Below are 25,410 nucleotides of genomic sequence, written 5' to 3'. Positions count from 1 at the left end.
TCAGTCCTCCAGCAGGAAGGGCAGCGCCCGCGCCAGCAGGGCGTCCGGCGCTTCCTCGGGGATGTAGTCGCCGCAGGGCAAGGCCTCGCCAGTGACCTGGTCGGCGACACGGCGCCATGCGTCGAGCGGCTTGAAGCAGCGCTGCACCACGCCCTGCGCACCCCAGAGTGCCAGCAACGGCATGGCCAATCGGCGGCCAGCGTCACGGTCGGCACGGTCATGCGCCAGATCAATGCCGGCAGCGGCGCGGTAGTCCTCGCACAGGCCGTGCGCGGTGCCGGGCAGGCTCAGACAGCGTGTGTACTCGGCCAGCGCCAGCGGATCGAAAGGCGTCATGCCGGCGCTGCGACTGCCCATCACATCGCGCAGGTAGGCGGCCGGATCGGCCGTGATCAAACGCTCGGGCAGCGGCGCGGGCTGGATCAGGAAGAACCAGTGCCAATAGGCGCGGGCGAAAGCCTCGTTGGTCTGCTCGTACATCGCCAGGGTCGGTGCGATGTCCAGCAGCACCAGGCGCCGCACCTGCTCGCCATGGTCGGCCGCCAGCCGGTGCGCGACGCGCGCGCCTCGGTCGTGGGCCAGCACCGCGAAGCGCTCGTGACCCAGAGCGCGCATCAGCGTCGCCATATCCCGGGCCATCACCCGCTTGCTGTAGTTGGCATGGTCAGCCGCCCCGCTCGGCTTGGACGAATCGCCGTAGCCCCGCAGATCGGCCAGCACCAAAGTGAAGTGCCGGGCCAGCGCCGGCGCTACCTTGTGCCAGATTGCATGGGTCTGCGGGTGACCGTGCAGCAGCAGCAAAGGGGGACCTTCGCCGCCCAGGCGGGCATGGATCTGCACGCCGTCCTCGACGGTGATCAGGCGGGACTCGAAACCCGGGAACAGGGCATTGGACATGAGGACCTCAATCTGCGGTGATGCCGCGCTCCTTGATCAGCTTGGCCCATTGCGGCATTTCCTTCTCCAGCCGCGAGCGTGCCTGGGCGGCCGTGCCGGGCAGCGGGTCGAAGCCTTCGCGGATCATGCGCTCCCGGAGCGCCGGGCTGTTGAGCGCCTGGTTCAACGTGCTGTTGAGCTTGTCCAGCACCGGCTTGGGAGTGCCGGCCGGTGCGAACACCATGAACCAGGTTTCGAAGGCGTAGTTCGGCAGCCCGGCCTCGGCAATCGTCGGCACGGAGGGCATCAGGGCCGAACGCTTGGTGCCGGTCACGCCCAGCGCGCGCAGCTTGCCGGCCTGCACATGCTGCTGCGCGGCCGAAAGCACCGGAAAGCTCAGGTCGACGCTGCCAGCCATCGTGTCGGTCAAGGCCGGGCCACCGCCCCGGTAGGGAATGTGGACGATGGGCCGGCCCGATCCCGCCTTGAACAGCTCGGCCGACATATGACAGGTGCTGCCCGCGCCGGCCGAGCCGTAGGTCAGCTTGCCGGGCTGGGCTTTCAGCACGGCCAGCAACTCCTTGATGTCCTTGGCTGGCAGCTTGGGGTTGACCACCAGCACATGCTGGGAGCTCGCCACCATGCCGATCGGGGCCAGGTCCTTCAATGTGTCGTAAGGCATCTTGGCCGTCAGCGCCGGGTTGATCGCCAGCGAGACGGTCTGCAGGCCCACCGTGTAGCCATCGGCCGCCGACTTGGCAACCTGGTCGACGCCCAGATTGCCGCCGGCACCGCCCTTGTTTTCGATGAAAACGCTGCCGCCTAGCTGCTTGCCCCATTCCTCGGCGATCAGACGCGCGGCGATATCGGCACTGCCGCCCGGTGCATAGGGCACGACCAGCTTGATCGCCCGCTCCGGATAGCTCTGCGCCTGGGCGCCAGCGAGGGGCAGCAGACCCAGCACGGCAAGCAGGGTGTGGGTGAAATGGCGCTTGTTCATCGGCGGTCTCCAGATGTGATCTTGTGCCCTGATGCTATCCATGAAGTGAAGTCGCATAATGTCTGTTTCGACAATTCTTCAAGTCGTTTGATTCACCAATGGATGGTTTCTCCGACCTCGCCTTCTTCTCGCTGCTGATGCGGCACGGCAGCCTGGCGGCGGCAGCCCAGCAGTTGGGCATCACGCCGCCGGCCGTCAGCAAGCGCCTGGCCGCGCTGGAACGGCGTCTGGGCGTGCGCCTGCTGCACCGGACCACGCGACGCATCAGCCTGACACCCGAGGGCGAAACCTATCTGGTTGACGGTGCCCGGGTGCTGGCCGAGCTCGATGCGCTGGAGCGCACGGTCGCCGGCAGCCGCGCCGCGCCCATGGGCCTGCTGCGCATCAGTGCGACGCTGGGCTTCGGCCGCCGCCACATCGCGCCGGCACTGTCGGTGTTTGCGCGCGAATTTCCCGAGGTCGAGGCCCAGTTGCACCTCAGCGATCGGCCGGTCAATCTGGTCGAGCAGGGCTTCGATATGCAGATACGCTTCGGTGAGCTGCCCGATGCGCGGCTGACGGCCCGGCTGCTGGCCCGCAACCGCCGTCTGCTGTGCGCAGCCCCCGCCTATCTGCAGCGTGCCGGTACGCCCACCACGCCGCGCGAACTGGCCCAGCATGCCTGCATCTTCTTGCGCGAGCGCGACGAGACCTTCGGCACCTGGCATCTGAGCCAGGGCGCGCGCCAGGAGACGATCAAGGTGCGTGGCCCGCTGAGCAGCAATGACGGCGAATCAACGCTGGCCTGGGCCCTGGACGGCCATGGCATCTTGCTGCGCTCGCAATGGGATGTGGCCGAACTGCTACGCCAGGGCGCGCTGCTGCCGGTGCTGGCCGACTGGTCGCTGCCCTCGGCCAATATCTATGCGGTATTCCCGACCCGCAGCCATCTGTCGGCCAAGACGCGGGCGCTGGTGGACTTTCTGCTGCTGCGTTTCGAGCCCCACCGCAGCGAGGGTGGCGCCTGGTAGGTCGCCCTCTGCTGGCCGACAGCGTCAGCCGCGAACCAGCATGACCGGCTGCGCCTCGGCCTGATCAATATGGCACAGCCCCGGGCAGCCGCTCTTGGCCAGCGCCGCATCGAAGACCTCGCGGGCACAGTCATGGCAGCAGCCGCAGGCCGAGGCCACCCGGGTCTCGTCCTGCAAGACATCGAAGTTACGGATGCCTGCGTCTACGCTGCGGCGGATATCGCGGTCGGAAACTCGGTGGCAGAGGCAGACGATCATGGGGCGCTAAAGCCTGGTCGGGACCGGCACCACGCCGGCTTGCCCCGAACTCTAGCGCAAATGCGAACCCTTCTCAATCATGTTCGCATCAATAACCCCAGCCGGCGGCCGGGATTGCTCAGAAACGCTCAGGACGTCATCTGGGTCTGCAACCAGTTCTGCTCGCCGACCTGGGCCACCAGCTCGATCTGGGTTTCCAGGTGGTCGATATGTTCCTCGGTGTCGCTGAGGATGTCTTCCAGCAGCTCGCGCGACACATAGTCGCGCACCGACTCGCAATAGGCGATGGCTTCCTTCAGCAGGCCGTGCGAGCCGACCTCGATCTTCAGATCGCAGTGCAGGGTTTCGACGGCGGTCTCGCCGATGAAGAGCTTGCCCAGGTCCTGCAGATTGGGCAGGCCCTCGATCGTCAGGATGCGGTCGATCAGGCGATCAGCATGCTTCATCTCCTCGATCGACTCCTCGTACTCATGCTTGGCCAGGCGCTCGTAGCCCCAGCTCTTGAGCATGCGGGCATGCAGGAAATACTGGTTGATCGCGGTCAGCTCATTCTTCAGCTGGGCATTCAGGTAGTCCAGAACCTTGGCATCGCCTTTCATGGCATTTCTCCTTCTTATTGAATCTGGCGAGCATTGTGCTTGCTGACGGCCAAGCCCGCAGCGCAAACCCGTGAGCTCACGCTCTGCATACGAAGCGTTCTCAGACGCAATTTGACTATTTGCAGTGTGAGACCATCATTCCTATTGCTATTGCGAATAGTTCGCATTTAAGATGCGGCGCATGAACCCATCCATCCAAACCCTGCCGCGCCCCGCTGTGGCGCACGAGCCCGGCCTGCCGGTTCTGCCCTCCCTGGCTGCGGCCGGCGTCCCGGACCGGCGACGGCTGAACAGCCAGGCCTTGCTGGGCAATGAGCGCGAGGTCGAGATCGAGCATGGCGGCCAGCTCTACCGCCTGCGCCTGACCTCGCTGGGCAAGCTGATCCTGACCAAGTAAGCAACAGGGCTGCGGCTGCGTCCGCTGGCCACGAGGACCCCGTCGATGTGCGACAAGCCCAATGTCTTCTCCCGCCTGCTGAGCGACGAGCCCACTGTCGCGGGCGCCCTGCCCACGCCCGCACCGGTCGGTGACAGCGTCCAGCCCCTGGCACGCGGCTCGCGCCGGCGCCGCCTCTGGGAGCTGCCGTCGCAGGCGCTGTGCCCGGTGATCGGGGTCTGCCTGCCGATGCCGGTGCTGCGCCGGCGCATCGACAAGAGCCTGGGCGGCAGCACCGTCGCCAGCGACTACGACCTGCATTGCGGCGCCATCAATGAATGTGGCTCGCGCTCGGCAGTAGCCGAGACCTTGCAGCGCGAGCTGGACCAGCGCTATGCGATCGCGCTGCGCCAGTCCGCCCAGCACAAGAGCACCGAGGCCTTGACGCGCTGGTGGGCCGCCGCCCAGCTCAGTAACGACGTGGCCGGCAGCCTGTGGGCGACGCTGACCCATGCGCGCTGCGACGCCGGCCTGCAGGAGCAGGTGCTGCGCGACATCCATATGCTGCAGCACCAGGTCGGCGCCGCCAACCGCGCCGATCTTCAGCGCCTGGAGGCCCTGCTCGACGAGAACCAGATCCTGGGCCGCGAGCTCGCGCAAGCTCAGTCGCGCAGCAGCCGGCTGCTGGCCGAGCGCGCCGGCCAGATCGAACGCCTGCAGTCGGAGCAGCTGCGCCTGCGCGGCGAGCTGCTGGGCCGCGACACGGCGATGGCCGGTCTGCGCGAAGACTTGCAGCGCCTGGAGGCCGCCGTGCCGGGCCTGCGCAACCGCCAGGAGCAGGCGGATCAGATCCGTCTGCAGCAGGGCCGCATCCACGAGCTGGAGCGCGCTTTGCTGGCGGCCCAGCAGCAGGTCGAGCGCGAGCGCCGCCGCGTCGAAGAAACCCGGCAGATGCTGGATCTGGCGCGCGCCCCGCAACCGGCCTCCGAGCCAGACCTGGCCCTGCCCGAACTGAGCGAGCGCGCGGTGCTTTGCGTCGGCGGCCGCCAGGCCGTGGTGCCGATCTACCGCCAGCTGATCGAACGCACCGGCGGGCGCTTCCTGCACCATGACGGCGGCGAGGAAGACGCCGTCGCCAAGCTGGACGCCAGCCTGGCCGCCGCCGATCTGGTGATCTGCCAGACCGGCTGCATCAGCCACGACGCCTACTGGCGGGTCAAGGACCATTGCAAGCGCCATGGCAAGCGCTGCGTCTTTGTCGACAAACCCAGCGCCTCGAGCCTGCAGCGAGCGCTGGGCCATCTGAGCGAAAAGCCGACCGAAGCCTGAATCGCTCGTGCATAGATCACAAACCAGATAGATACCACTTAAGTCAGGGGTAGACCTGGGGCAAACCCCAGGGAAGAATCCGCTCGTTGCCCGCCCACAAGGCAGCCAACCTACACAACACCCATAGCGGAGGACGAGGAATGAGCTTGCAGAGAACAGCCCCCAAGACTGGTATCAAACTGGTTATTACCCTGATGACAGGTCTGATGGTGCAGGCGGCGCAAGCCCTGCCGGTCATCGATTTCGGCGTGGCCCAGGGCTACAGCGGTTTCTTCTTCGGCAATGTGAACGCCGCGGCCGATGTCGAAGGCCGGCTGGCGGTGGGCGGCAATCTGACCTCGGGTTTTGACGTCGGCTACCGCAATGCCTTTGGCTCGACGGCGCCATCGCTGGTCGTCCAGGGCAGCGTGTCACTCACCAGCCAATGGGGCAATGCCGGCTCGATCTATAACGGCCCGAACTACAACACCGACACCAACGCCTCGATTGGCCCGAGCACCGCCCCCTGGGTGCCGGCTAAGCTGAACATGGGCGGCCTGGTCTACGGCGGCAGCCTGAACGCGGTCGACTGGCAGTACGGCACGGCCACCAAGAACGCCAACTTCCTGGACTTCGCCGCCGCCAAGACCCAGCTGAGCGGCCTGTCCAGCCAGTTGGCCGGCAGCGCGCAGAACGGCAGCTGGGCGCTGGGCGCGGGCGGCGTGACGCTGACCGGCGACGGCAGCTCCGATGTGCAGATCTTCAACCTGGGCAACACCGCGCTGAGCAATATCACGCTCAACAACGTCAAGGCCGGCGCCCATGTGGTGATCAACAGCACGCTGACCAACGTGGTGTTCTCGGGCAATCTGGGCGGCGACCAGGCCAACTCCAGCGACGGCCTGGCCTCGCACCGCGACCGCCTGATCTTCAACCTGAGCAATGCCACCAACGTCAACGTCAGCAGCTTCCTGAATGGCAGCGTGCTGGCGGTGAACGCCGATGTGATCGGCAGCGGCCACCTGGAAGGCACATTGATCGCCAACTCGCTGAGCGCAGGTCCCAACGGCAAGCTGGAGCTGGGCTATGAGCCCTTCATCCCGACCTCGCCGGTGCCCGAGCCCGAGAGCTATGCGCTGATGCTGGCGGGCCTGGCCGCGATGGGCTTCATCGCACGCCGTCGCCGCCAGACCTGATCGCAGCTCAAGGCCACTCGAACCGCAGGCAGCGCTGACGCGTGCCTGCGGTTTTTTCATGGCCGTTCGCGAATCACAGCGTGTAGTCGCCGCTGGCTTCGGGCTGGAACAGGATGGCGTCGATCTCGGCCGCGGCCTCGTCGCGATTGGGTGTCTGCCAGCGCGCCAGCGAACCCACCGGCAGGCCCAGCAGGCCCGTGCCCACCGGCGACAGCACCGAGACAAAGCCGACGCTGGGCTCGGCGTCATGCGGGTAGCACAGGGTCAGGCGGTGACGCCGCCCGGTCTGGACGCCGACGATCTCCACCTGCGAGTACATCGTGACCACATTGGGCGGCACCTGGCGGGAATCCACCAGATCGGCGCCATCGAGCAGCGCCTGCAGGGTTTCATGGGACTGAGCTTCGAGCAACTTGCTGAGGCGGCGGTGATCCAGGGCCGTGAGCAGGCGCTCGGGCCTGACGGTGTTTGGCGTGTGCATGAGGCACTCCGATCGAAGGCAAGCACGCCGCTTTGAGAAAGTGCGGCGCGCGCCGACGCGCTGGGCAGAGGCCCGGCGATCGATGGTGCGCGAAAAGATGAGGGGTGGCGGATCGCCGGGCTTAGAGGGGTGCGGCCGGCTGGGCATGCTGCGCAGCGGCCGCCTGTGCTCGGCAGGCGCACGACTGCAGCGGCGTCGCGAGAGCGGCGCGCTGGGCAGCGAAGCGGGTAGCAAAGACCGGTGCAGACATGCAGGCATTGTAGGCCGGCAGACACGCTTAACCATATGCGCGCTTCTTCCTTGGGCCTGCGGGCCGGCTTGCTTACGCTGCGCAGCTCGCTCCCGAAGCCGACCGGCCACAAGCCGCCCCACGCTTGCTGGCAAGACCTGACCCCAACCGAAAAATACATGTCGTACTTTCCACTTTGCCGGCCCGCGCCGATCGCACTGGCCGTTGCGCTGGCCTATGCCCTGCCGGCTGCGGCAGCCAGCACGGACGCCGCCGCCACCGGCAGCACCGTCCAGTCCGCCCCCACCGTGCAGGTCACCGGCTCGCGCATCCTGCGCGCCAAGGCCGAGAGCGCCAACCCGGTGACGGTGATCAAGTCCGAGGACCTGTCCCGCCACGGCTACAAGAATGTCTTCGACGCGCTCAACTCGCTGACCGAGAACACCGGCTTCGTCCAGGGCGCCGACTTCGGCAACACCTTCACGCCGGCCGCCAATGCGATCAGCCTGCGCGGCCTGGGGCCCAACCACACGCTGACGCTGATCAACGGTCGCCGCGTCGCCGACTACCCGACCGCCTACAGCGGCTCGGTCAACTTCGTCGACCTGGCCAACATCCCCTCGGCCCTGATCGACCGCATCGAGATCCTGCATGGCGGCGCTTCGGCCGTCTATGGCTCCGACGCGATCGCCGGTGTGGTCAACATCATCCTGAAAAAGCAGACCGACGGCCTGCGCCTGAATCTGAAGGCCGGCGGCACCGAGGACGGCGGCGGCGAGAACGCCCGGCTGCAGCTGACCGGCAATGTGGCTAGCGGCGCGGTCAGCGGCATCTGGGGCCTGGAGCTCAGCAGCCGCCAGCCGATCTGGGCACGCCAGCGCAGCTTCATGTCCGACAGCACCTTGCAGGGCGCCGCGCCTGCCGTCGTGTTCGGCCGGCGCAACGCCGGCAGCAACTACATCGATCCGGGCGCCGGCACCTGCGAGGCCCTGGGCGATCTGTTCTCCGGCAGCACCCGGCGCTGGGAGACCAAGACCGGCAGCTTCTGCGCCAGCGGTCGCGCCGGCGCCAACTACTGGACCACCCAGACCGGCAACCGCAGCCTCAATGCCGCCAGCCTGCTGAGCTGGCAGCTCGATGACAGGACCGAGCTCTTCGCCGAAGCGCTGCTGGGCCTGAACCGCACCGAGAACAACACGCGCGGCCCCAGTTGGACCTCGCTGGCGGCCTCCACCGGCTACTTCCGCAATGCAGTGACTGGCAATCTGGAGACCTGGACCCGGCGCATCGCGCCCGAGGAGTTGGGCGGCGTTGATCGCTTCAACCGCGAATGGCGCGACGGCTCGGGCAATCTGGCCCTCGGCGCGCGCGGCGAGCTCGGCGACTGGGGCTATGAGCTGAGCTACAACGCCTCGGTCTACCGCAGCAAGACGCCGGTGCCACGCCTGCTGGCCAATATCGACGAGTTCTTCCTGGGCAAGCAGCAAGGCGTGGACGCCAAGGGCGTGCCGATCTACGCGCCCGATCCCAAGCGCCTGTTCACCGCGCTGACGCCGGCCGAGTACGACAAGCTCAACGGCAGCAGCGAGGGCCATAACAAGGCCTGGACCCATGGCCTGAGCCTGAACGTCAACCGCGAGCTGTTCACGCTGCCGGCCGGCCCGGTGCAGATGGCCGCGCTGGCGGAGATCGGCAGCCAGGGCTTCAGCAACGAGGCCGACCCACGTCTGGGTCAGGGCGTGTTCTACAACACCACCGCATCGGCCCTGGTCAAGGGCACACGCCAGCGCACCGCCCTGGGGCTGGAGCTGCAGGCACCGCTGACCCGACAGCTCACCGCCACCGTCGCGGGCCGCTACGACGACTACCGCTTTGCCGGCAAGAGCGACGACAAGTTCACCTACCAGGGCGGGCTGGAGTTCCGCCCCAACGCCGAGCTGCTGCTGCGCGCCAACCATGCGACCAGCTTCCGAGCGCCGGACATGAACTACATCTACACCGCCGAGTCCAAGGGCTACTACAGTTCCTCGACCGACTACTACGCCTGCGGCCTGAGCGGCCAGCCCCTGGCCACCTGCAGCTTGCGCAATATCTCGCCGGGCTTCAACTACATCAGCAATGGCAGCTCGGATTTGAAGTCCGAGAACGGCCGCAGCCAGGGCCTGGGCCTGGTCTGGTCGCCCAGCACGCAGTTCGATGCCTCGCTGGACTTCTGGAAGATCCATATCGATGACCTGGTCACCAATCTGAGTTCCGACACCTTGCTGCGCGACGAGGCCGACTGCCGCCTGGGCGCCAAGGACATCGGCAGCCCGACCTGCGTGGATGCGATCCGGCGCGTGCGCCGCAATCCAGCCAATGCGGTGGTCCGGCCCGGCGAGGTGCGCGACATCCTGGTCAACCCGATCAATGCGGCGCAGAAGAGCACCCGCGGCTTCGACATCGCCGGCCGCTACAGCTGGCAGACCGTCAGCCTCGGCCAGTTCCAGACCCGTGTGAAGTACACCAAGGTGCAAAGCTATGTCTACCGCCAGTTCGCCGGCGATGCCGCCAGCAACCAGGTCGGCACGCGCGACTTCGACGACTGGCCCGAGAAGCTGGTCGCCAGCCTGAGCTGGAACCACGGCCCCTGGTCCAGCACGCTGACCGCGACCCGCAACGGCAAGATCCCCGATGGCGACAAAGGCTGGATCAAGCCCAAGGCCTTGTTCAATATCAGCGGCGGCTACGAGTTCAACGAGAACAGCAAGCTCTCGCTGATCCTCAACAATGTGGCAGGCAGCGTGCCGCTGGACAAGGGCGGCGGCTGGCCCTTCTACCCGACGAGCCGCTACAGCCCGCACGGCCGCCAGGGCTGGATCGAGTTCGAGCACCGCTTCGGCGGCTGAGACAAGCCCGCCCCCTCGCAGCGCTGCGCGCATCCAGGGGGCGGACTTTCTCGGGCAAAGCGTGAGTTAGCGCACGGTACGGCGCCGCGACACCCGGAATCAGGGTTTACGCGGAGCTTTCATGCCAGAAGAATGCGCGCACCTCTTCAAGACAGGATCTCACGCATGCGCCGCTCGACCCCGTTCTCCGCCCTCGCCGCCACCTTGCTGGCGACCTCGCTGGCCCAGGCCGCGCCGAATGCGCTGGGTCTGGACAAGGGCCTGAACCTGCTGGTGTTCGACAACTTCACCGCCAGCTCCAGCGATGTCGAGGGCCGCGTCGCGGTCGGCGGCAATGCCAAGCTGGGCAGCTACTCGATCAACACCAAGGGCTCGGGTGCGCTGTACGAAGGCATAGGCCTGGCGGTCGGCGGCCATCTGCAGTTCAGTGGCGGCCAGCTCTGGGGCGACACCGTCGTCGGTGGCAATCTGAGCACGCAAAGCGGCGCGAGCTTCATCGGCGATGTGCGGGTGGGCGGCAATCTGAACGCCAACAAGGCCTGGCTGACGGCAGACAGCATCACTTACGGCGGCACAGCCACCGGCGTGCAGCAGTGGCAGAACCCGCTGCCGCAGAAGGCGGCAGCCGGCAGCACGGTGAACCTGGGCATCGATTTCGCGGCCGAGCAGGCGCGGCTGAGCAGCTTCTCGCAGCAGCTCGACGGCTTTGCCAACAGCGGCAGCGTCGCCAATGTCTGGGGCAATATGGTGCTGAACGGCCAAGGCGCCGGGCTGGCCGTGTTCGACCTGAATGCCGCCGATGTCGGCAAGAACCTGGAGCTCAGCAATCTGGGCAGCAATGCGACCGTGATCATCAATGTGCACGGCAGCAAGGTCGACTTCGGCAACCACGGCTACACCGGCTTCGACAGTGGCCGCGTGCTGTTCAATCTGGTCGACGCGCAGACGGTCAGCTTCAGCGGCGGCGTCACCGCCTCCTTCCTCGCGCCGCTGGCCAAGTTCACGGCCGGCTCCGGCGTGATCAATGGCCAGGTGATCGCGCAGAGCTGGAACGGCTCGGTGCAGATCAACGACGCCGCCTTTGCCGGCACGATCTCGGCCGTGCCCGAGCCCGGCAGCATGGCGATGCTGCTGGCCGGCCTGGGCGTGATCGGCTTCGTCGCAGCGCGCCGCAAGCGCTGAATCAGGTGGCTGCAGTCTTGATGGCGTCTTGACACTGCAGTGCAAAAGCTGGGCGATTTCTTGAGCTGCGGGCCGGGAGACTGAAGGCCTCGCAACAACAGGTCGGCCACGGTGCCGGCCCGGCCCATGCGCCCAGTCGCCATCCTCCAGCACGAAGCCAGCCAAGGCCCCGGTTATCTGCTGGACTTTCTGCAGCAACAGGACATCCCCTTCCAGATCTTCCATCCGGCCCAGGGTCAGGACTTGCCCCTGCGGGCCAGCGACCACAGCGGCCTGGTGGTGCTGGGCAGCAATCACAGCGTCAATGAAGACCTGCCCTGGATCGCTCAGGAGATGGCGCTGCTGCAGGCGGCGCTGAGCCGCGACGTGCCGGTGCTGGGCCATTGCTTCGGCGGCCAGCTGCTGGCGCGTGCGATGGGTGCCCAGGTGCACCGCAATGCCTGGCCCAATATCGGCTGGGCCCGGCTGGCCGTGACGCCGGCCGCCCGCGCGATGTTTGGTGGCGCCACCCACGCCACGCTGTTCAACTGGCATTACGACACCTTCGAGATCCCGCGCGGCGCCGCCCGCACGCTGTTCGGCATGCATTGCCTGAACAAGGGCTTCGCCCACGGCAAGCACTTGGGTTTCCAGTCCCATCTGGAGGTCACCGAGGCCAGCGTGCGCGCCTGGTGCGAAGAATCCCGGCAAGAACTGACCCTGGCTCACGGCCCGGCCGTGCAGACCGAGGCGCAGATGCTGCAGGGCCTGCGCGAGCGCACCGCCGAACTGCACCGGGTGGCGCGCGGCGTCTACCGGGAATGGGCTGCGGGACTGTGCCGCCCGACCCTGGTACAGCTGCACGGCGGGTGGTGAACGGCCTCAGCGGCGCCGGCGCCACCACAGCCAGGCACCGCTGAAACCCAGGCCGAACAGGCTCAGGCCTATCAGGCCGGTGGCCGCCTCGTGCAGCGGGCCGCCCAGGGTGCCGGTGTGCAGCGGATAGATCCAGGCGGTGCTGCGTCCGCCCAGGTCCAAACTGTTCCAGCGCTGCTGCGCCAGCAAGGCGCCATCGACCGGATGCAGCCAGACCGAGGACAGGCCGTTGGGGTGCGGATCATCGGGAAGCTTCAGGCGCACGCGCACCGGCCGGTCTGCCGCCGCCCCCAGCTGCACATAGCCGACCATGCCCTCGGGCCAGCGGGCCCGGGCCGCTGCGACGATCTCATCCAGGCTCAGGGGTGGGCCTTCGGCTCGGCCGACCTTGGGCGGCTTGACCGGAGCCTCGCCGGCCAGGCTGCTGACCCAGACGCCCAGCGGCCGCCAGGCCATCCAGGCCCCGCTGGCGACCGAAACCACGATCAGCAGGCCCAGCACGACACCGCCCAGGCGATGCAGATCAAACAAGGCCCGCGTCGCGCCCTTGCCCAGCTTCAGCGCAAAGGCATGACGCCACTGCGCGGCGTTCATCGGCCACCACAGGATCAGGCCGGTCAGCAAGAGGGCCAGATAGGCCAGCGACACGCTGGCCAGGATCGCCTTGCCGGTGTCGCCCAGCAGCAGCGCGCTGTGCAGCTCGAAGATGAAGTTGGCAACGCCCTCGTGCTCGCCACGCCGGCCCTGCTCGCGGCCGGTGCTGGGGTCGATATAGAGCGTGCCCTCCCATTGCGGACTTTTGAGCAGCACGCGCAGGCTCTCGCCCGACTCGCGTGGCGGGCGCAGTGTCATCGTCGCCTTGGGACCGAACTCGGCCACCAGACGCTGGCGCAGCAGCTCCAGCGCGGCCGGCCCGGCGTCGCCTTGAGCAGCCGACCTGAACAGCTCGGGATGCAGGGCCTGGTCCAGCGGGCGCAGCACCGTCAGCGCCGCGCCCAGCAGCGCAGCAAGAGCCAGCAGCAGGCCCAGGGTCAGGCCGGTCCAGCGGTGCAGCCACAGCCAGACACGGCGGGCCTTCGGCAGCGCCATCAGAAGTCCAGCTTGGCGGTCACGCGCAGGGTGCGCGGCGCACCGACGCCCAGCAGGTTGTTGCCGGCGGTGCTCCAGTAGTCCTTGTCGGCCGCGTTCTCCAGATTGGCCTGCAAGCTCAGGGGCTGGTTGGCCAGCTTGGTCTGGTAGCGCGCGCCCCCAGAGAGACCACCTGGTAGGCCGGGATCCAGGCCTGGTTGCTGTTGTTCACCGCGCGCTTGCCGACGTGATAGACGCCGGCATTAAAGGCCAGGCCCTGCACCATCGGCATGCGGTACTCGCCGAACAGGCCCAAGGTGTTCTTAGGCGTGTTCTCGGGCGTCTTGCCCAGCTCGGCGGCACTGGCGGCCTTGATGATTTCGGCGTCCAGCAGCACGGCGGACGCTACCAGCGCGAAGTCGCGGCCGATCTCGCCGCTGGCGGAGAACTCCAGGCCGCGGTAGCGGCTCTGGCCGCCGACCTGGTAGACGTTGGCGATGGTGGTGGCCTGCGCGCGCTCGATCTCGAACAGTGCCGTCTGCAGCAACAGGCTCTGGGCGAGGCGCGCCTTCAGGCCCAGCTCCTTTTGCTTACTCAAGGCCGGCGGCAGAATGGCGCCGGCGTTGCTGACCGTCAGCGGTGCAGTGCCGGTCTCTTCCAGGCCACGCAGCAGGCTGGCATAGATACTCAGGTTCGTCATCGGCTTCCACATCACCGAGACATTCGGCGTGGTCTTGTCGACCTCGTAGGGCTTGCCCAGGCCGCTGGCGCTGCTGCTCTGGCTGCGGTAGTCGGTGCGGCGCACGCCGGCAAGCAGCTGCCACTGCTCGCCGATCGCGATCCGGTCGTAGACGTAAAGGCCGCGGTCNCTCTGGCTGCGGTAGTCGGTGCGGCGCACGCCGGCAAGCAGCTGCCACTGCTCGCCGATCGCGATCCGGTCGTAGACGTAAAGGCCGCGGTCGCGGATCTCGGAGGGAAAGCCGGTCTGCGTCAGCGGCGGGTTAACCGGCGCCACGTCGACCGGCGCGTAGAGGTTCTGCGGCGCCGTCGCCGTGCCGCTGCGCCAGCCGGCGCTTTCACGCAGGTTGTAGCTGCCGCCCAGGGTCAGTTCGTGCTGGACGCCTGCGGTGGCGAAACGGCCGATCGCCTCGATCCGATGGTTGGTGTTGGTATAGGCCTGGCCCTTGAGCACATTGATACTGACCCGCCCGGCACCGGTCTGGTTGTTGTAGTTCTGGAAGGTGTTGAGATTGCGGTCGCGCTTGGTCTCGGCGCGGCCGGTCTCCAGGCTGACGACCCAGTCGTCATTCAAGGCGATATCGCCGCGCACCAGCGCGTTGGTGGCCTCGGCGTCATAACGTGCCCAGTCGGCCGCGAGATTGGTCTTGTTGTCAGGCACACGCGGCAGGCTGATCGCAGCGTTCACTGCAGCAGGCAGCTGGATCGCGGCCTGCTCGCTGACGTCCTTGCGGTAATGCTCCAGGTCCAGCTTCATGTTGGCGGACGGCGAGACGCGCCAGTCATAAGCCAGCGCCAGCAGGCCGCGGTCACCCTTGAAGTTGGCAATGCCGTTTTCTTCCTTGCCGGCCGCCGCGTTCAGGCGGATGCCCATGCTGTCGTCCGCGCCGAAGCGCCGGCCCAGGTCCACATGGGCCTTGATGCCACCATGGTCGTTGAGCGTCGTCGTCAGCGAGCTAACGGGCTTGGCGCCGGCGCGCTTGGTGACGAAGTTGACGATGCCCGAGGGCGGCACCATGCCGTAATACATCGACGAGGCGCCCTTCAGCACCTCGACCTGCTCCTTGTTTTCCAGCGGGATGTCGATCAGGTTGATCACCGGCAGGCTGCCGTTGAGCCGGTAGTTGCCGCGGTTCTCGACGATGATGCCGCGGATCGACAGGTTGTCGTAGGTCGAGCCGCTGACCTGGGAGCGGGTCACGCCGGCGGTGTTGCGTAGCGCGTCAAACAGGCCTTGCGCGCCCTGCGCATCGAGCAGCTCGCGCGACATCACGTTGTTCGTCAGCGGCACGTCCAGCGGATCCTGGTCGCGGAAGGCGCCGACCTGGACCGAGCTGGGCGCGAAGCTCTTCTGGCGCTCGCCGCTCACAACGACGGTATCGAGCAGGCTGGGCGAAGCGGCCAGCGCGGCCTGGGCGGCAAGCGTCAGCGTGGACAGGGCAAGGCTGCGCCGGGCAGCCGGCAGGCAGAGGGTGGACATGGGCGGGAAAAAAATTTAATGCGAATTGTTCGCATTCTAATCTCAAGCCCCGGCCGATTCAGGGCATCAGCCGATAGCCCACCGCCGTCTCGGTCAGCAGATGGCGGGGCTGGGCCGGCTGGTCTTCGAGCTTCTGGCGCAGCTGGCCCATATAGACGCGCAGATAGTGGTTGTCCTCGACATGGCTGGGACCCCAGACCGCTTTCAGCAGCTGGCGGTGCGTCAGCACCTTGCCGGCATTGGCGATCAGATGGGTCAGCAGCCGGTACTCGATCGGCGTCAGGTGCACGGCCTGGCCTTCGCGCAGCACGCGCCGCGCTGCCAGGTCCACCTCGACGGCACCAAAGCGGAACACGGTCTGCGCCGGCTCGCCCGCCGCTGCGGCCGACTGGCTGCGCCGCAGCGCCACCCGCACCCGCGCCATCAGCTCGCCGACGCCGAAGGGCTTGGTCAGGTAGTCGTCGGCGCCGGCATCGAGCGCGGCGATCTTGTCGGCCTCGCTGGCGCGGGCGCTCAGCACGATCACCGGCACACCGGACCAGGCCCGCAGATCCTTCAGGTAGTTGATGCCGTCGTCATCGGGCAGGCCCAGGTCCAGCACGATCAGCTCGGGCCGGCGCGTGCCGGCGTCGATGAGGCCCTGGCGCACGGTCTCGCATTCATGCACCTGCCAGCCCTCGGCCTCCAGCGCCATGCGCACGAAACGGCGGATGCTGGGTTCGTCCTCGACGATCAGCGCAACGGGAGAGGGATCACTCATGGTCTTCGATGTCGGGGAGCGGCGGCGGGTTGCCCAGCGGCAGGGTCAGCACAAAGGCGGCGCCGCCGCCGGGCACCGGCTCGGCATGGATGCCGCCTTGATGGGCTTGCATGATGGCACGGCAGATCGCCAGCCCGAGGCCGACGCCGGGGGTGCTGCTCTCGCTCTTGGCGCGGGCGAATTTCTCGAACAGCGCCTCCTCGCGGCCGGGCGGCAGACCGGGGCCGTTGTCGGCCACGCGCAGCCACAGCTCGTCCTCGCGCAGCTCGGCCGAGATGCGTATCAGGCTGCCGGCGGGTGTGTACTTGACCGCGTTCTCGAGCAGATTGCACAGCACCCGCTCGATCAGCACCGCATCCAGATTGATCATGGGCAGCCCCGGCGGCAGCTCGGTCTGCACCCGGTGCGCGGCCAGGCTGGCCTGCATGGCCTGCAGGGCACTGCCCACCACCTCCTCGACCGGCTGCCACTGCAGGCGCAGCTGCACCGCGCCGCTTTGCAGCCGCGCCATGTCCAGCAGGTTGTTGACCATCGCGTTGATGCGCTGCGACTCGCGCTGCAGCGCCTGCGCCATCTCGCGGCCGGCCTCGGGCAAGGCGGGCAAGGCCGCCAGCGTGTCGGCCAGGCCGTAGACCACGGCCAGCGGCGTGCGCAGATCATGCGAGAGCGCCGACAGCAGCGAGTTGCGCAGGCGCTCGGATTCGATATGCACCAGCGCGTCCTGCGCCACCTCGACGTAATGCACCCGCTCCAGCGCCTGACCGATGATGCTGGCATAGGTGTCGAGTTGGGCGCGGCGCTCCGGCTGCATCACGCTGGCCAGATCGCGCGGCCGCAGGGCCAGCACGCCGCGCGCGCGCATCGGCGCCTGCAGCGGCAGATAGAACCAGGCGCTGCCCGGCAGGGTGTCGGTGGCCAGGCCGGCTGCCTGGCCATGGTCCAGCGCCCAGCGCGCGGTGCCGAGATCGGGCGGATCGGCCTCGCCCTCGGGCAGCAGCAAGGCGTCCTTCAGGTCCAGCACCAGCACCAGGGCCCGGCCATGCAGCTCGCGCGACAGGCTGCTCTGCGCACTCTGCACCACCTGCTCAGTCTGCAGCGCGCCGGACAGCTCGCGGGTCAGCTCGAACAGGGCTCGCGAGCGCGCCTCGCGCTCGGCCGCGATCTGGGCCTGGTAGCGCAGATGGGCGGTCAGCTGGCCGGTGATCAGGCCCACCGCTAGCATCACGACAAAGGTCAAGAGGTACTGCACGTCCGAGACCGCGAAGCTCAGATGCGGGGCGATGAAGAAGAAGTCGAACAGGCCGACGCTCAGAAAGCTGGCCAGCACCGAGGGACCGCGCCCCCAGCGCAGCGAGACCCCCAGCACCGTCAGCAGGAACAGCATGACGATATTGGCCTCGTCGAAGACCGGCTGCAGCGGCAGCGCCAGCGCGGTGGTACCCACGCAGGCCAGCGCGGCAAACGCATAGCGCTGCCATTGCCGGCCCAAGGCCAGACCGGGATCGACGGTGTCAGGCACCGGCGCCGGCGTGGCCGGCTGGCCGACCTCGATCAGGTCGACATCGCTGGCGCTGTCCGCCAGGCGCTGGTGCAGGCCGGGCCCACCGAGCAAGCGGCGCCAGGCCGGCCGCCGTGCGGCGCGGCCCAGCACCAGCTGCGAGAGATTGTTCTCGCGGGCATGGTTCACCAGGGCCGGGGCCGGGTCTTGCGCCTGCAAGACGGCAGTGACCGCGCCCAGATCATGGGCCAGGCGCACCACCCGCAGAATGCGCTCGCGCTGCGCGTCGGGCAGGCGCCGCAGCGCCGGTGTCTCGACGTAGACCGCATGCCAGGACACATTGAGCTGTTGGGCCAGGCGCGCGGCCGCGCGCACCACATGCTCGGCCCCCGAGCCATTGGATTCAGGGCCGATCGCACAAAGGATGGCGGCCTCGGTCTTCCAGACCTGGGCTATTGACTGCTTGCTGCGCCAGGCCTGCACATCATCCTCGACGCGGTCGGCGGTGCGGCGCAGCGCCAGCTCGCGCAAGGCCATCAGATTGCCCTTGCGGAAGAAGTTCCTGGCCGCGCGCTCAGCCTGGGCCGGCATATAGACCTTGCCGGCGCTCAGCCGCGCCAGCAGCTCGTCGGCCGGCGTGTCCACCATCACGACCTCGTCGGCGGCGTCGAAGAAGGTATCGGGCAAGGTCTCCTGCACGCGCACGCCAGTGATGCCGCCCACCACATCGTTGAGGCTCTCCAGATGCTGGACGTTCAGCGTCGTGTAGACATCGATGCCATGGGCCAGCAGCTCCTCGACATCCTGCCAGCGCTTCGGATGCCGCGAGCCGGCCACAGTGCTATGGGCCAGCTCGTCGACCAGGATCAGCGCGGGCTGCCTCGCCAGCGCGCCGTCGAGATCGAACTCGGGCAGGGTCTTGCCGCGGTACTCGACCTGGCGCGGCGGCAGTATCTCCAGGCCCTCGGTCAACGCCATCGTCTCGCTGCGGCCATGGGTCTCGACCACGCCAATCAGCGGCGCCCGCCCCTCGTCCCTCCATTCGGCACTCAGCTTGCGAGCCGCCTGCAACATCGCATAGGTCTTGCCGACGCCGGCCGAGGAGCCGAAGTAGATGCGCAGCTTGCCGCGCGCGGCTTTCTCTTCCTCTTCGCGCAGCTGCTCCAGCAGCACGTCCGGGTCGGGGCGCTGATCGTCGCTCATAGCCACCCTGCCCGTTTGAAGCGATACCAAAGACCGACGCAGACCGTGGTGATCAGGCCCAGCGCGGCCGGATAGCCCCATTGCCATTTCAGCTCGGGCATCCCCTCGAAGTTCATGCCCCAGATGCCGGCAAAGGCGGTGGCCGCGGCAAAGATGCCGGCCCAGGCGGCCAGACGCTTGGTCACATCGCTGTCCTCGATGGCCACCATCGACAGATTGGCCTGGATGGCCGTGCCTATGGTCTCGCGCACCGACTCGATGGCACCGTGGATGCGCGCCAGATGGTCGGCCACATCGCGGAAGTAGTCCTCGGACCTGGCACAGATCGGCGGCGTGCGGCCGCCATGCAGCTTGGACAGCATCTCCAGCATCGGCGCCACCGCCCGGCGCAGCAGCATCAGGCGGCGCTTCAAGGCATAGAGCCGCTGGATGTTGTCGCGCGCCGCGCCACTGGTGAAGATGCTCTGCTCGATCTCCTCCAGTTCCGACTCCAGCAGATCGACGATGGGGAAATAGCGATCCACCACCGCGTCCATCAGCGCGTAGAGCACGAAGCTGGGGCCCTGGCGCAGCAGCTCCGGCTCGCGCTCGCAGCGCTCACGCACGCCCAGGAAATGCAGCTTGCTGCCCTTGCGCACCGACAGCACGTGGTTGCGGCCGACGAAGACCATCACCTCGCCGAGCTGCAGCTCGCCGCCGACCCAATCGATCAGGTGCATGACGACAAACAGGTCGTCGCCATACTCCTCGACCTTGGGGCGCTGGTGGCCATGGCTGGCGTCCTCGACGGCCAGGCTGTGCAGATTGAAGAGCCGCCGGTAGGACTCCAGCTCGGCGGCATCGCTGTCACGCAGCGCCACCCAGACAAAGGTGTCCGGCTGGTCCAGATAGGCCCCCAGCTCCTCGGGGGCCAGGTCGGCCACCTTGTGGCCTTCGCGATAGGCGGCGCAGTTGATCAGCATCGCGGCATTGTCACCTTCAGAAGGTGCGCGCGGCGCTCAGCACCAGGGCGGCCCGGCCCAGACGCTTCGCATCCTGGCCTGCGGAGTTGCCGGCCTGGTAGTAGTCGCGCGGGGCATCGGTCGCCACCAGGGCCGCGCCCAGATTGAAGCCGCCGACCTCCTTGCTGAGGCCGAGTTTCAGATCGGTGTAGGACAGCTCGCCATAGTGGCGAACGCTCAGGCGACCCAGATGCGCGTCCAGATTGAAACCCGAGCCCAGATCGAAGCGGTAGTTCAGATCCAGATAGCTGCTGCCCTTGGAGGCACCGCGCGCCGGCAAGCCGCTGAAGTAGGCATAGCCGGCGGTCGTGCCGTTGAGACCGAAATAGTCGCTGGCGGCCACTGAGAGCTTGGCGCTGAAGGTGCCGGCCGACAGGCCGATGTAGACATCGAGGTTGTCGTACTTCTCGCGTGTCGCGACGCCGGGCGCGCTGTTCAGCCTGGCGCTGGGGTAGAGATAGGCCAGCACGCCGAGGTCCAGGGTCAGGTCTTGTGTGAGGGAAAACTTGTAGCCGCCATACAGGTCCAGCTCCAGGCCGGCGCCGTTGTTATAGCTGTTGCCGGAGACGTTGGAGGCCCAAACCCCGGCATAGGCGCCGCTGCTGTGCGCATAGTCGAGTCCACCCTGGATGGCGGGCTGGCGCCAGGTCTGGCTGATGCCGCGGAAGCGGTAGTCGGACACCAGGCCGACATTGCCGGTCAGCGTGTGCTCCGGCGGGGTCTGTGCGTGGGATTGCACGGCCAGCAGCAGGGTGGGGATGAGGCAGAGCGTCTTCAGAATGGTGGTCATGGTTCGAACAAAAAACGACCAGGCCCGGGTGAGCCTGGCCCAAAAACAGAGAGGCTGCGGCGCGATCAGCGCGGCTGGTCCAGCGCCAGATTGAGCTTGAGCACATGGACGCGCGGCTCGCCCAGCACGGCCAGGTCGCGGCCCTCGGTATTGGCCGCGATCAGGCGCTGCACCTCGGCCAGCGGCAGGCCGCGCTCGCGCGCGACGCGGGCGGCCTGGTAGCGGGCGGCGGCCATCGAGATGTGCGGATCCAGGCCGCTGGCCGAGGCCGTGACCAGATCGGCCGGCACCGCCGCCGTGTTGCCCGGATCGGCGGCGCGCAGCGCGGCGATCCGGGCCTTGACGGCATCGGCCAGCGCCGGGTTCATCGGGCCCTGGTTGGAGCCGCCGGAGCCGGCCGCGTTATTGGCCATCGGCCCGGTGGCCGAGGGACGGCCCCAGAAGTACTTGGGCGATGTGAAGCTCTGACCGATCAGCTCGGAGCCGACGGCCTTGCCCCCTTGCTCGATCAGGCTGCCGGCGGCCTGTTTGGGGAACAGCGACTGGCCGACACCGGTGACGGCCAGCGGATAGAGCAGGCCGGTGATCGCGCTGAGCAGCACGAAGCTCACAAGCGCGGGACGAAGATGGGCTTTCATGACAAGCTCCTTAGATCAGATGGGTGGCGACCAGGAACAGGTCGATGGCCTTGATGCCGACAAAGGGCACGATCAGGCCGCCAAGGCCGTAGATGGCCAGATTGCGGCGCAGCAGCGCGGCCGCGCCGATGGCGCGGTAAGGCACGCCCTTCAGGGCCAGCGGGATCAGCGCGATGATGATCAGCGCGTTGAAGATCACCGCCGACAGGATGGCCGAGCTGGGGCTGTGCAGGCCCATCACATTCAGCGCGGCCAGCTGCGGATAGACGCCGACAAACATCGCCGGGATGATGGCGAAGTACTTGGCCACATCGTTGGCAATCGAGAAGGTGGTCAGCGAGCCGCGCGTCATCAAGAGCTGCTTGCCGGTCTCGACGATCTCCAGCAGCTTGGTGGGGTTGGAGTCCAGGTCCACCATATTGCCGGCCTCCTTGGCGGCCTGCGTGCCGGTGTTCATCGCCACGGCGACATCGGCCTGGGCCAGCGCGGGTGCATCATTGGTGCCGTCGCCGGTCATCGCCACCAGGCGACCTTCGCCCTGGTAGTCGCGGATCAGCTTGAGCTTGGCCTCGGGCGTGGCCTCGGCCAGGAAGTCGTCGACGCCCGCCTCGGCCGCGATCGCTGCGGCGGTCAGCTTGTTGTCGCCGGTGATCATCACGGTCTTGATGCCCATGCGGCGCAGCTCGGCAAAGCGCTCCTTGATGCCGCCCTTGACGATGTCCTTCAGCTCGACGGCCCCCATCACCTTGGCGCCGTCGGACACCACCAGCGGCGTGCTGCCGCGCCGCGCGATCTCATCGATGGCCTGGCTGACTTCCTTCGGGAAGCTGCCGCCCAGGGCCTCGACATGGCGCCGGATCGCATCGCCGGCGCCCTTGCGGATCTGGCGCTGTTGCTGCGCATGCGAGCCGAGGTCGACGCCGCTCATGCGGGTCTGCGCGGTGAAGGGCACGAACTGCGCATCCAGGCCCGAGAGCTCGCGCTCGCGCAGATTGAAGCGGGTCTTGGCCAGCACCACGATGCTGCGGCCTTCCGGCGTCTCGTCGGCCAGCGAGGCCAGCTGGGCCGCGTCGGCCAGCTGCTGCTCGGTCACGCCGGGCGCCGGCACGAACAGGCTGGCCTGGCGGTTGCCCAAGGTGATGGTGCCGGTCTTGTCCAGCATCAGCACATCCACATCGCCGGCCGCCTCGACCGCACGGCCCGAGGTCGCGATCACATTGGCCTGCATCATGCGGCTCATGCCGGCCACACCGATGGCCGACAGCAGGCCACCGATGGTGGTCGGGATCAGGCAGACCAGCAGCGCGATCAGCGCGGTGATCGACACCACGGTGCCTGCGCCTGCGGCCTCGACGCTGAAGATCGAGTAGGGCAGCAAGGTCACGCTGACGACCAGAAAGACCAGGGTCAGCGCCACCAGCAAAATGGTCAGCGCGATCTCGTTGGGCGTCTTCTGGCGCTTGGCGCCCTCCACCATCGCGATCATGCGGTCGAGGAAGGACTCACCTGGATTGACGGCGATACGCACCACCAGCCAGTCGGACAGCACGCGGGTGCCGCCGGTGACCGAGGAGAAGTCGCCGCCCGACTCGCGGATGACCGGGGCCGACTCGCCGGTGATCGCGCTCTCGTCCACCGAGGCCACGCCCTCGATCACCTCGCCGTCCAGCGGGATCAGGTCACCAGCCTCCACCAGCACGACCGCGCCCTTGCGCAACTCATCGGACTGCAGCGGATGCCACTTGGCGCCGTGCCTGGGTTCTTCCAGCTTCTTGGCCCAGGTCTTGGTCTTCAGGCCGCGCAGCGACGCGGCCTGCGCCTTGCTGCGGCCCTCGGCCATCGCCTCGGCGAAGTTCGCGAACAGCACGGTGAACCACAGCCACAGCGCGATGGCCAGCATGAAGACGGATCCCTCGGTGCCGGCGACGGCCGGGTCCTTCAGGCTGGCCAGCCACAGCGCGCTGGTCAGGATGGCGCCGACATAGACGACGAACATCACCGGGTTGCGCCACTGCGTGCGCGGATCCAGCTTGCCAAAGGAGGCCGCGACGGCCGGCTTCAGCAAGGCAGGGTCGAGGAAAGAGAGTTTGTTGTTGTCTTGTGTCGTCATGATCAGACTCCCCACAGCATCAGATGCTCGGCAATCGGCCCGAGCGCCAGTGCAGGGACATAGTTCAGCAAGCCCACCAGCAGCACCGTGCCGATCAGCAGCACGATGAACAGCGGGCCGTGCGTGGGCATCGAGCCGCTGGTCTGCGGGATGCGCTTCTTGGCGGCCAGGCTGCCGGCAATCGCCAGCACCGGCACGATCACGCCGAAGCGGCCCAGCCACATCGCGACACCCAGCAGCGTGTTGTAGAAGGGCGTGTTGGCCGACAGGCCGGCGAAGGCGCTGCCGTTGTTGTTGGCGGCCGAGGTCAGTGCATACAGCACCTCGGAGAAGCCATGGGCGCCCGGGTTCAGGATGCCGGCCTTGCCAGCCGTCGCCAGCACCGCGATGGCGGTGCCGACCAGCACGACGATGGGCGTGATCAGGATGGCGATGGACACCATCTTCATCTCGTGCGGCTCGATCTTCTTGCCCAGGTACTCGGGCGTGCGGCCAATCATCAGGCCGGCAATGAAGACGGCCAGCAGCGCGAACACCAGCATGCCGTACAGACCGGTGCCGACGCCGCCGAACACCACCTCGCCCAGCTGCATCATCACCAGCGGCACCATGCCGCCCAGCGGCGTCATCGAGTCGTGCATCGAATTGACCGCGCCACAGGAGGCGGCCGTCGTGACCACCGCAAACAGGCTGCTGGCATTGATGCCGAAGCGGGCCTCCTTGCCCTCCATATTGCCGGCGCCGGCCTCGACGCCCAGAGCCGTCAGCGCCGGGTTGCCGGCCTGCTCGGCGCTGGTCGCCGCGAACACCGCCGCGACAAACATCAGGCTCATCGCCGCCAGCACCGCCACACCCTGGCGCGTGTCGCCCACCATGCGGCCGAACATGAAGCACAAGGCCGCCGGGATCAGGAAGATCGCCAGCATCTGCACCAGATTGGACAGCGCGGTCGGGTTCTCGAAGGGATGAGCCGAATTGGCATTGAAGAAACCGCCACCATTGGTACCCAGCATCTTGATCGCCAGCTGCGAGGCGGCCGGGCCCATCGCCAGGGTCTGGGTGCTGGTCTGGACATCGTCCATCAAGACCTGACCCTGCGCATCCGTCAGCGGCTGACCATTGGCGCCGAGCTTGGGCGTCTGGTAGCTGGTGGCCTCCACGGTGCTGACCTCCTTGTAGGCGTCGAAGTTCTGGATCACGCCCTGGCCGACGAAGAAGATCGCCAGCACAAAGCTGATCGGCAGCAGCACCCACAGCGTGATGCGGCTCAGATCGGCCCAGAAGTTGCCGATGGTGGCCTGCAAGTCGTTCGCCGGGCCGCTCCCAAGAACGACTTGGCCCCCTCGGGGGGCCGCCTGCGTACCCGCAGGCGGGGGGCTCACACGGCCTTTGCCGGCGAAACCGCGGATCAGCGCGAACACCACGGCAATGCCGGTGGCGGCCGAGACGAAGTTCTGCACCGTCAGCGCCAGCATCTGGCTCAGATAGCTCATCGCGGACTCGCCGCCATAGCCCTGCCAGTTGGTGTTGGTGACAAAGCTGATCGCGGTGTTGAAGGCCGAGTCGGGCGTGATCGCCGCCATGCCTTGCGGATTCAGTGGCAGCAACCCCTGAAAGCGCTGCAGCGCATAGACCGCCAGCACGCCGATGAAGTTGAACAGCAGCAGCGCGATCGCATACTGCTTCCAGTGCATGCCCTCGGTCGGCTTGACGCCGGCCAGGCGGAACAGCCCCCCCTCGACCGCCCCCATCCAGCGCGGCAGGCGGCCCTCGGCCACCCGGTGCAGCCAGCGCGCCAGCGGCCAGGCCGCCAGCAGCAGCAAGGCCATGAACAGGCCCAGATTGATCCATGCCAGGGAATTCATC

At 67.4% G+C, this 25,410-nt stretch carries 21 protein-coding genes; 7 read left to right on the top strand and 14 right to left on the bottom strand.

The annotated features are described in order from the left end of the window. Both PO768_RS02150 and PO768_RS02145 read right to left on the bottom strand, forming a co-directional pair. Positions 1–897, bottom strand: coding sequence for an alpha/beta fold hydrolase (locus PO768_RS02150; RefSeq protein WP_272644697.1), 897 nt, complete (start codon positions 895–897; stop codon positions 1–3). Positions 898–904: 7 nt separating this feature from the next. Then, positions 905–1,876: a tripartite tricarboxylate transporter substrate binding protein gene (locus tag PO768_RS02145; protein ID WP_272644696.1), complete on the bottom strand. Its 972-nt coding sequence runs from the start codon at positions 1,874–1,876 to the stop codon at positions 905–907. A 98-nt stretch (positions 1,877–1,974) separates the two neighbouring features. Here PO768_RS02145 and PO768_RS02140 point away from each other — a divergent pair, with 98 nt between their 5' ends. Beyond that, entirely contained in the window at positions 1,975–2,886 is a 912-nt protein-coding gene (locus PO768_RS02140) for a LysR family transcriptional regulator (RefSeq protein ID WP_272644695.1), read from the top strand. A gap of 24 nt (positions 2,887–2,910) precedes the next feature. On the opposite strand, the gene PO768_RS02135 is transcribed toward PO768_RS02140, so the two are convergent. After that, on the bottom strand, positions 2,911–3,144 hold the full coding sequence (locus tag PO768_RS02135; RefSeq protein ID WP_262971083.1) for a (2Fe-2S)-binding protein: 234 nt from the start codon (positions 3,142–3,144) through the stop codon (positions 2,911–2,913). 128 nt (positions 3,145–3,272) lie between these two features. Next, a complete protein-coding gene (bfr, locus tag PO768_RS02130; protein WP_137942997.1) occupies positions 3,273–3,743 on the bottom strand; it encodes a bacterioferritin in 471 nt (156 codons plus the stop codon). Positions 3,744–3,924: 181 nt separating this feature from the next. Here bfr and hemP point away from each other — a divergent pair, with 181 nt between their 5' ends. The 3 genes from hemP (at position 3,925) to PO768_RS02115 (ending at position 6,623) form a co-directional block, all read left to right on the top strand. Next, on the top strand, positions 3,925–4,140 hold the full coding sequence (hemP, locus tag PO768_RS02125; RefSeq protein WP_272644694.1) for a hemin uptake protein HemP: 216 nt from the start codon (positions 3,925–3,927) through the stop codon (positions 4,138–4,140). 45 nt (positions 4,141–4,185) lie between these two features. Beyond that, positions 4,186–5,448 (top strand): DUF2325 domain-containing protein, encoded by a 1,263-nt coding sequence (locus tag PO768_RS02120; protein WP_272644693.1) that lies wholly within the window; start codon positions 4,186–4,188, stop codon positions 5,446–5,448. A 194-nt stretch (positions 5,449–5,642) separates the two neighbouring features. Further along, a complete protein-coding gene (locus tag PO768_RS02115; RefSeq protein WP_272644692.1) occupies positions 5,643–6,623 on the top strand; it encodes a choice-of-anchor A family protein in 981 nt (326 codons plus the stop codon). A 73-nt stretch (positions 6,624–6,696) separates the two neighbouring features. On the opposite strand, the gene PO768_RS02110 is transcribed toward PO768_RS02115, so the two are convergent. Further along, positions 6,697–7,104, bottom strand: coding sequence for a GreA/GreB family elongation factor (locus tag PO768_RS02110; RefSeq protein WP_272644691.1), 408 nt, complete (start codon positions 7,102–7,104; stop codon positions 6,697–6,699). Between the two features lie 408 nt (positions 7,105–7,512). On the opposite strand from PO768_RS02110, the gene PO768_RS02105 reads away from it, so the two are divergent. The 3 genes from PO768_RS02105 (at position 7,513) to PO768_RS02095 (ending at position 12,258) form a co-directional block, all read left to right on the top strand. Continuing rightward, complete coding sequence (locus tag PO768_RS02105) at positions 7,513–10,221, top strand: TonB-dependent receptor plug domain-containing protein (protein ID WP_272644690.1); 2,709 nt, start codon at positions 7,513–7,515, stop codon at positions 10,219–10,221. 165 nt (positions 10,222–10,386) lie between these two features. Next, positions 10,387–11,403: a choice-of-anchor A family protein gene (locus PO768_RS02100; protein ID WP_272644689.1), complete on the top strand. Its 1,017-nt coding sequence runs from the start codon at positions 10,387–10,389 to the stop codon at positions 11,401–11,403. A 126-nt stretch (positions 11,404–11,529) separates the two neighbouring features. After that, a complete protein-coding gene (locus PO768_RS02095; RefSeq protein ID WP_272644688.1) occupies positions 11,530–12,258 on the top strand; it encodes a type 1 glutamine amidotransferase in 729 nt (242 codons plus the stop codon). Between the two features lie 6 nt (positions 12,259–12,264). On the opposite strand, the gene PO768_RS02090 is transcribed toward PO768_RS02095, so the two are convergent. From PO768_RS02090 to kdpA, 9 genes are all read right to left on the bottom strand, one after another. Further along, a complete protein-coding gene (locus PO768_RS02090) occupies positions 12,265–13,347 on the bottom strand; it encodes a PepSY-associated TM helix domain-containing protein (RefSeq protein WP_272644687.1) in 1,083 nt (360 codons plus the stop codon). 118 nt (positions 13,348–13,465) lie between these two features. Beyond that, the gene (locus tag PO768_RS02085; RefSeq protein WP_272644686.1) at positions 13,466–15,544 is read right to left on the bottom strand and encodes a TonB-dependent siderophore receptor; all 2,079 of its coding nucleotides are present in this window, start codon (positions 15,542–15,544) and stop codon (positions 13,466–13,468) included. Between the two features lie 58 nt (positions 15,545–15,602). Next, on the bottom strand, positions 15,603–16,304 hold the full coding sequence (gene kdpE, locus PO768_RS02080) for a two-component system response regulator KdpE (protein WP_137943009.1): 702 nt from the start codon (positions 16,302–16,304) through the stop codon (positions 15,603–15,605). Beyond that, complete coding sequence (locus PO768_RS02075; RefSeq protein WP_272644685.1) at positions 16,297–19,005, bottom strand: DUF4118 domain-containing protein; 2,709 nt, start codon at positions 19,003–19,005, stop codon at positions 16,297–16,299. Before PO768_RS02075 ends, kdpE begins: the two co-directional genes overlap by 8 nt. Then, on the bottom strand, positions 19,002–19,967 hold the full coding sequence (locus PO768_RS02070; RefSeq protein ID WP_272644684.1) for a magnesium and cobalt transport protein CorA: 966 nt from the start codon (positions 19,965–19,967) through the stop codon (positions 19,002–19,004). The genes PO768_RS02075 and PO768_RS02070 overlap by 4 nt, the downstream gene beginning before the upstream one ends. 16 nt (positions 19,968–19,983) lie before the next feature. Continuing rightward, positions 19,984–20,796, bottom strand: a complete 813-nt coding sequence (locus PO768_RS02065) for a TorF family putative porin (RefSeq protein WP_272644683.1) — start codon at positions 20,794–20,796, stop codon at positions 19,984–19,986. A 65-nt stretch (positions 20,797–20,861) separates the two neighbouring features. Continuing rightward, positions 20,862–21,434 (bottom strand): potassium-transporting ATPase subunit KdpC, encoded by a 573-nt coding sequence (gene kdpC / locus PO768_RS02060; RefSeq protein ID WP_262971098.1) that lies wholly within the window; start codon positions 21,432–21,434, stop codon positions 20,862–20,864. Between the two features lie 10 nt (positions 21,435–21,444). Continuing rightward, positions 21,445–23,544 (bottom strand): potassium-transporting ATPase subunit KdpB, encoded by a 2,100-nt coding sequence (gene kdpB, locus PO768_RS02055; protein ID WP_262971099.1) that lies wholly within the window; start codon positions 23,542–23,544, stop codon positions 21,445–21,447. A gap of 2 nt (positions 23,545–23,546) precedes the next feature. After that, on the bottom strand, positions 23,547–25,409 hold the full coding sequence (gene kdpA, locus PO768_RS02050; protein ID WP_272644682.1) for a potassium-transporting ATPase subunit KdpA: 1,863 nt from the start codon (positions 25,407–25,409) through the stop codon (positions 23,547–23,549). Between the last annotated feature and the right edge of the window lies 1 nt (position 25,410).

Origin of the sequence: Paucibacter sp. XJ19-41 (assembly GCF_028462495.1) — a bacterium.
Taxonomy (GTDB): Bacteria; Pseudomonadota; Gammaproteobacteria; order Burkholderiales; family Burkholderiaceae_C; genus Roseateles_E.
Note: the sequence above shows the minus strand (reverse complement) of the source record. Positions and strands in the feature narration are given on the sequence as shown.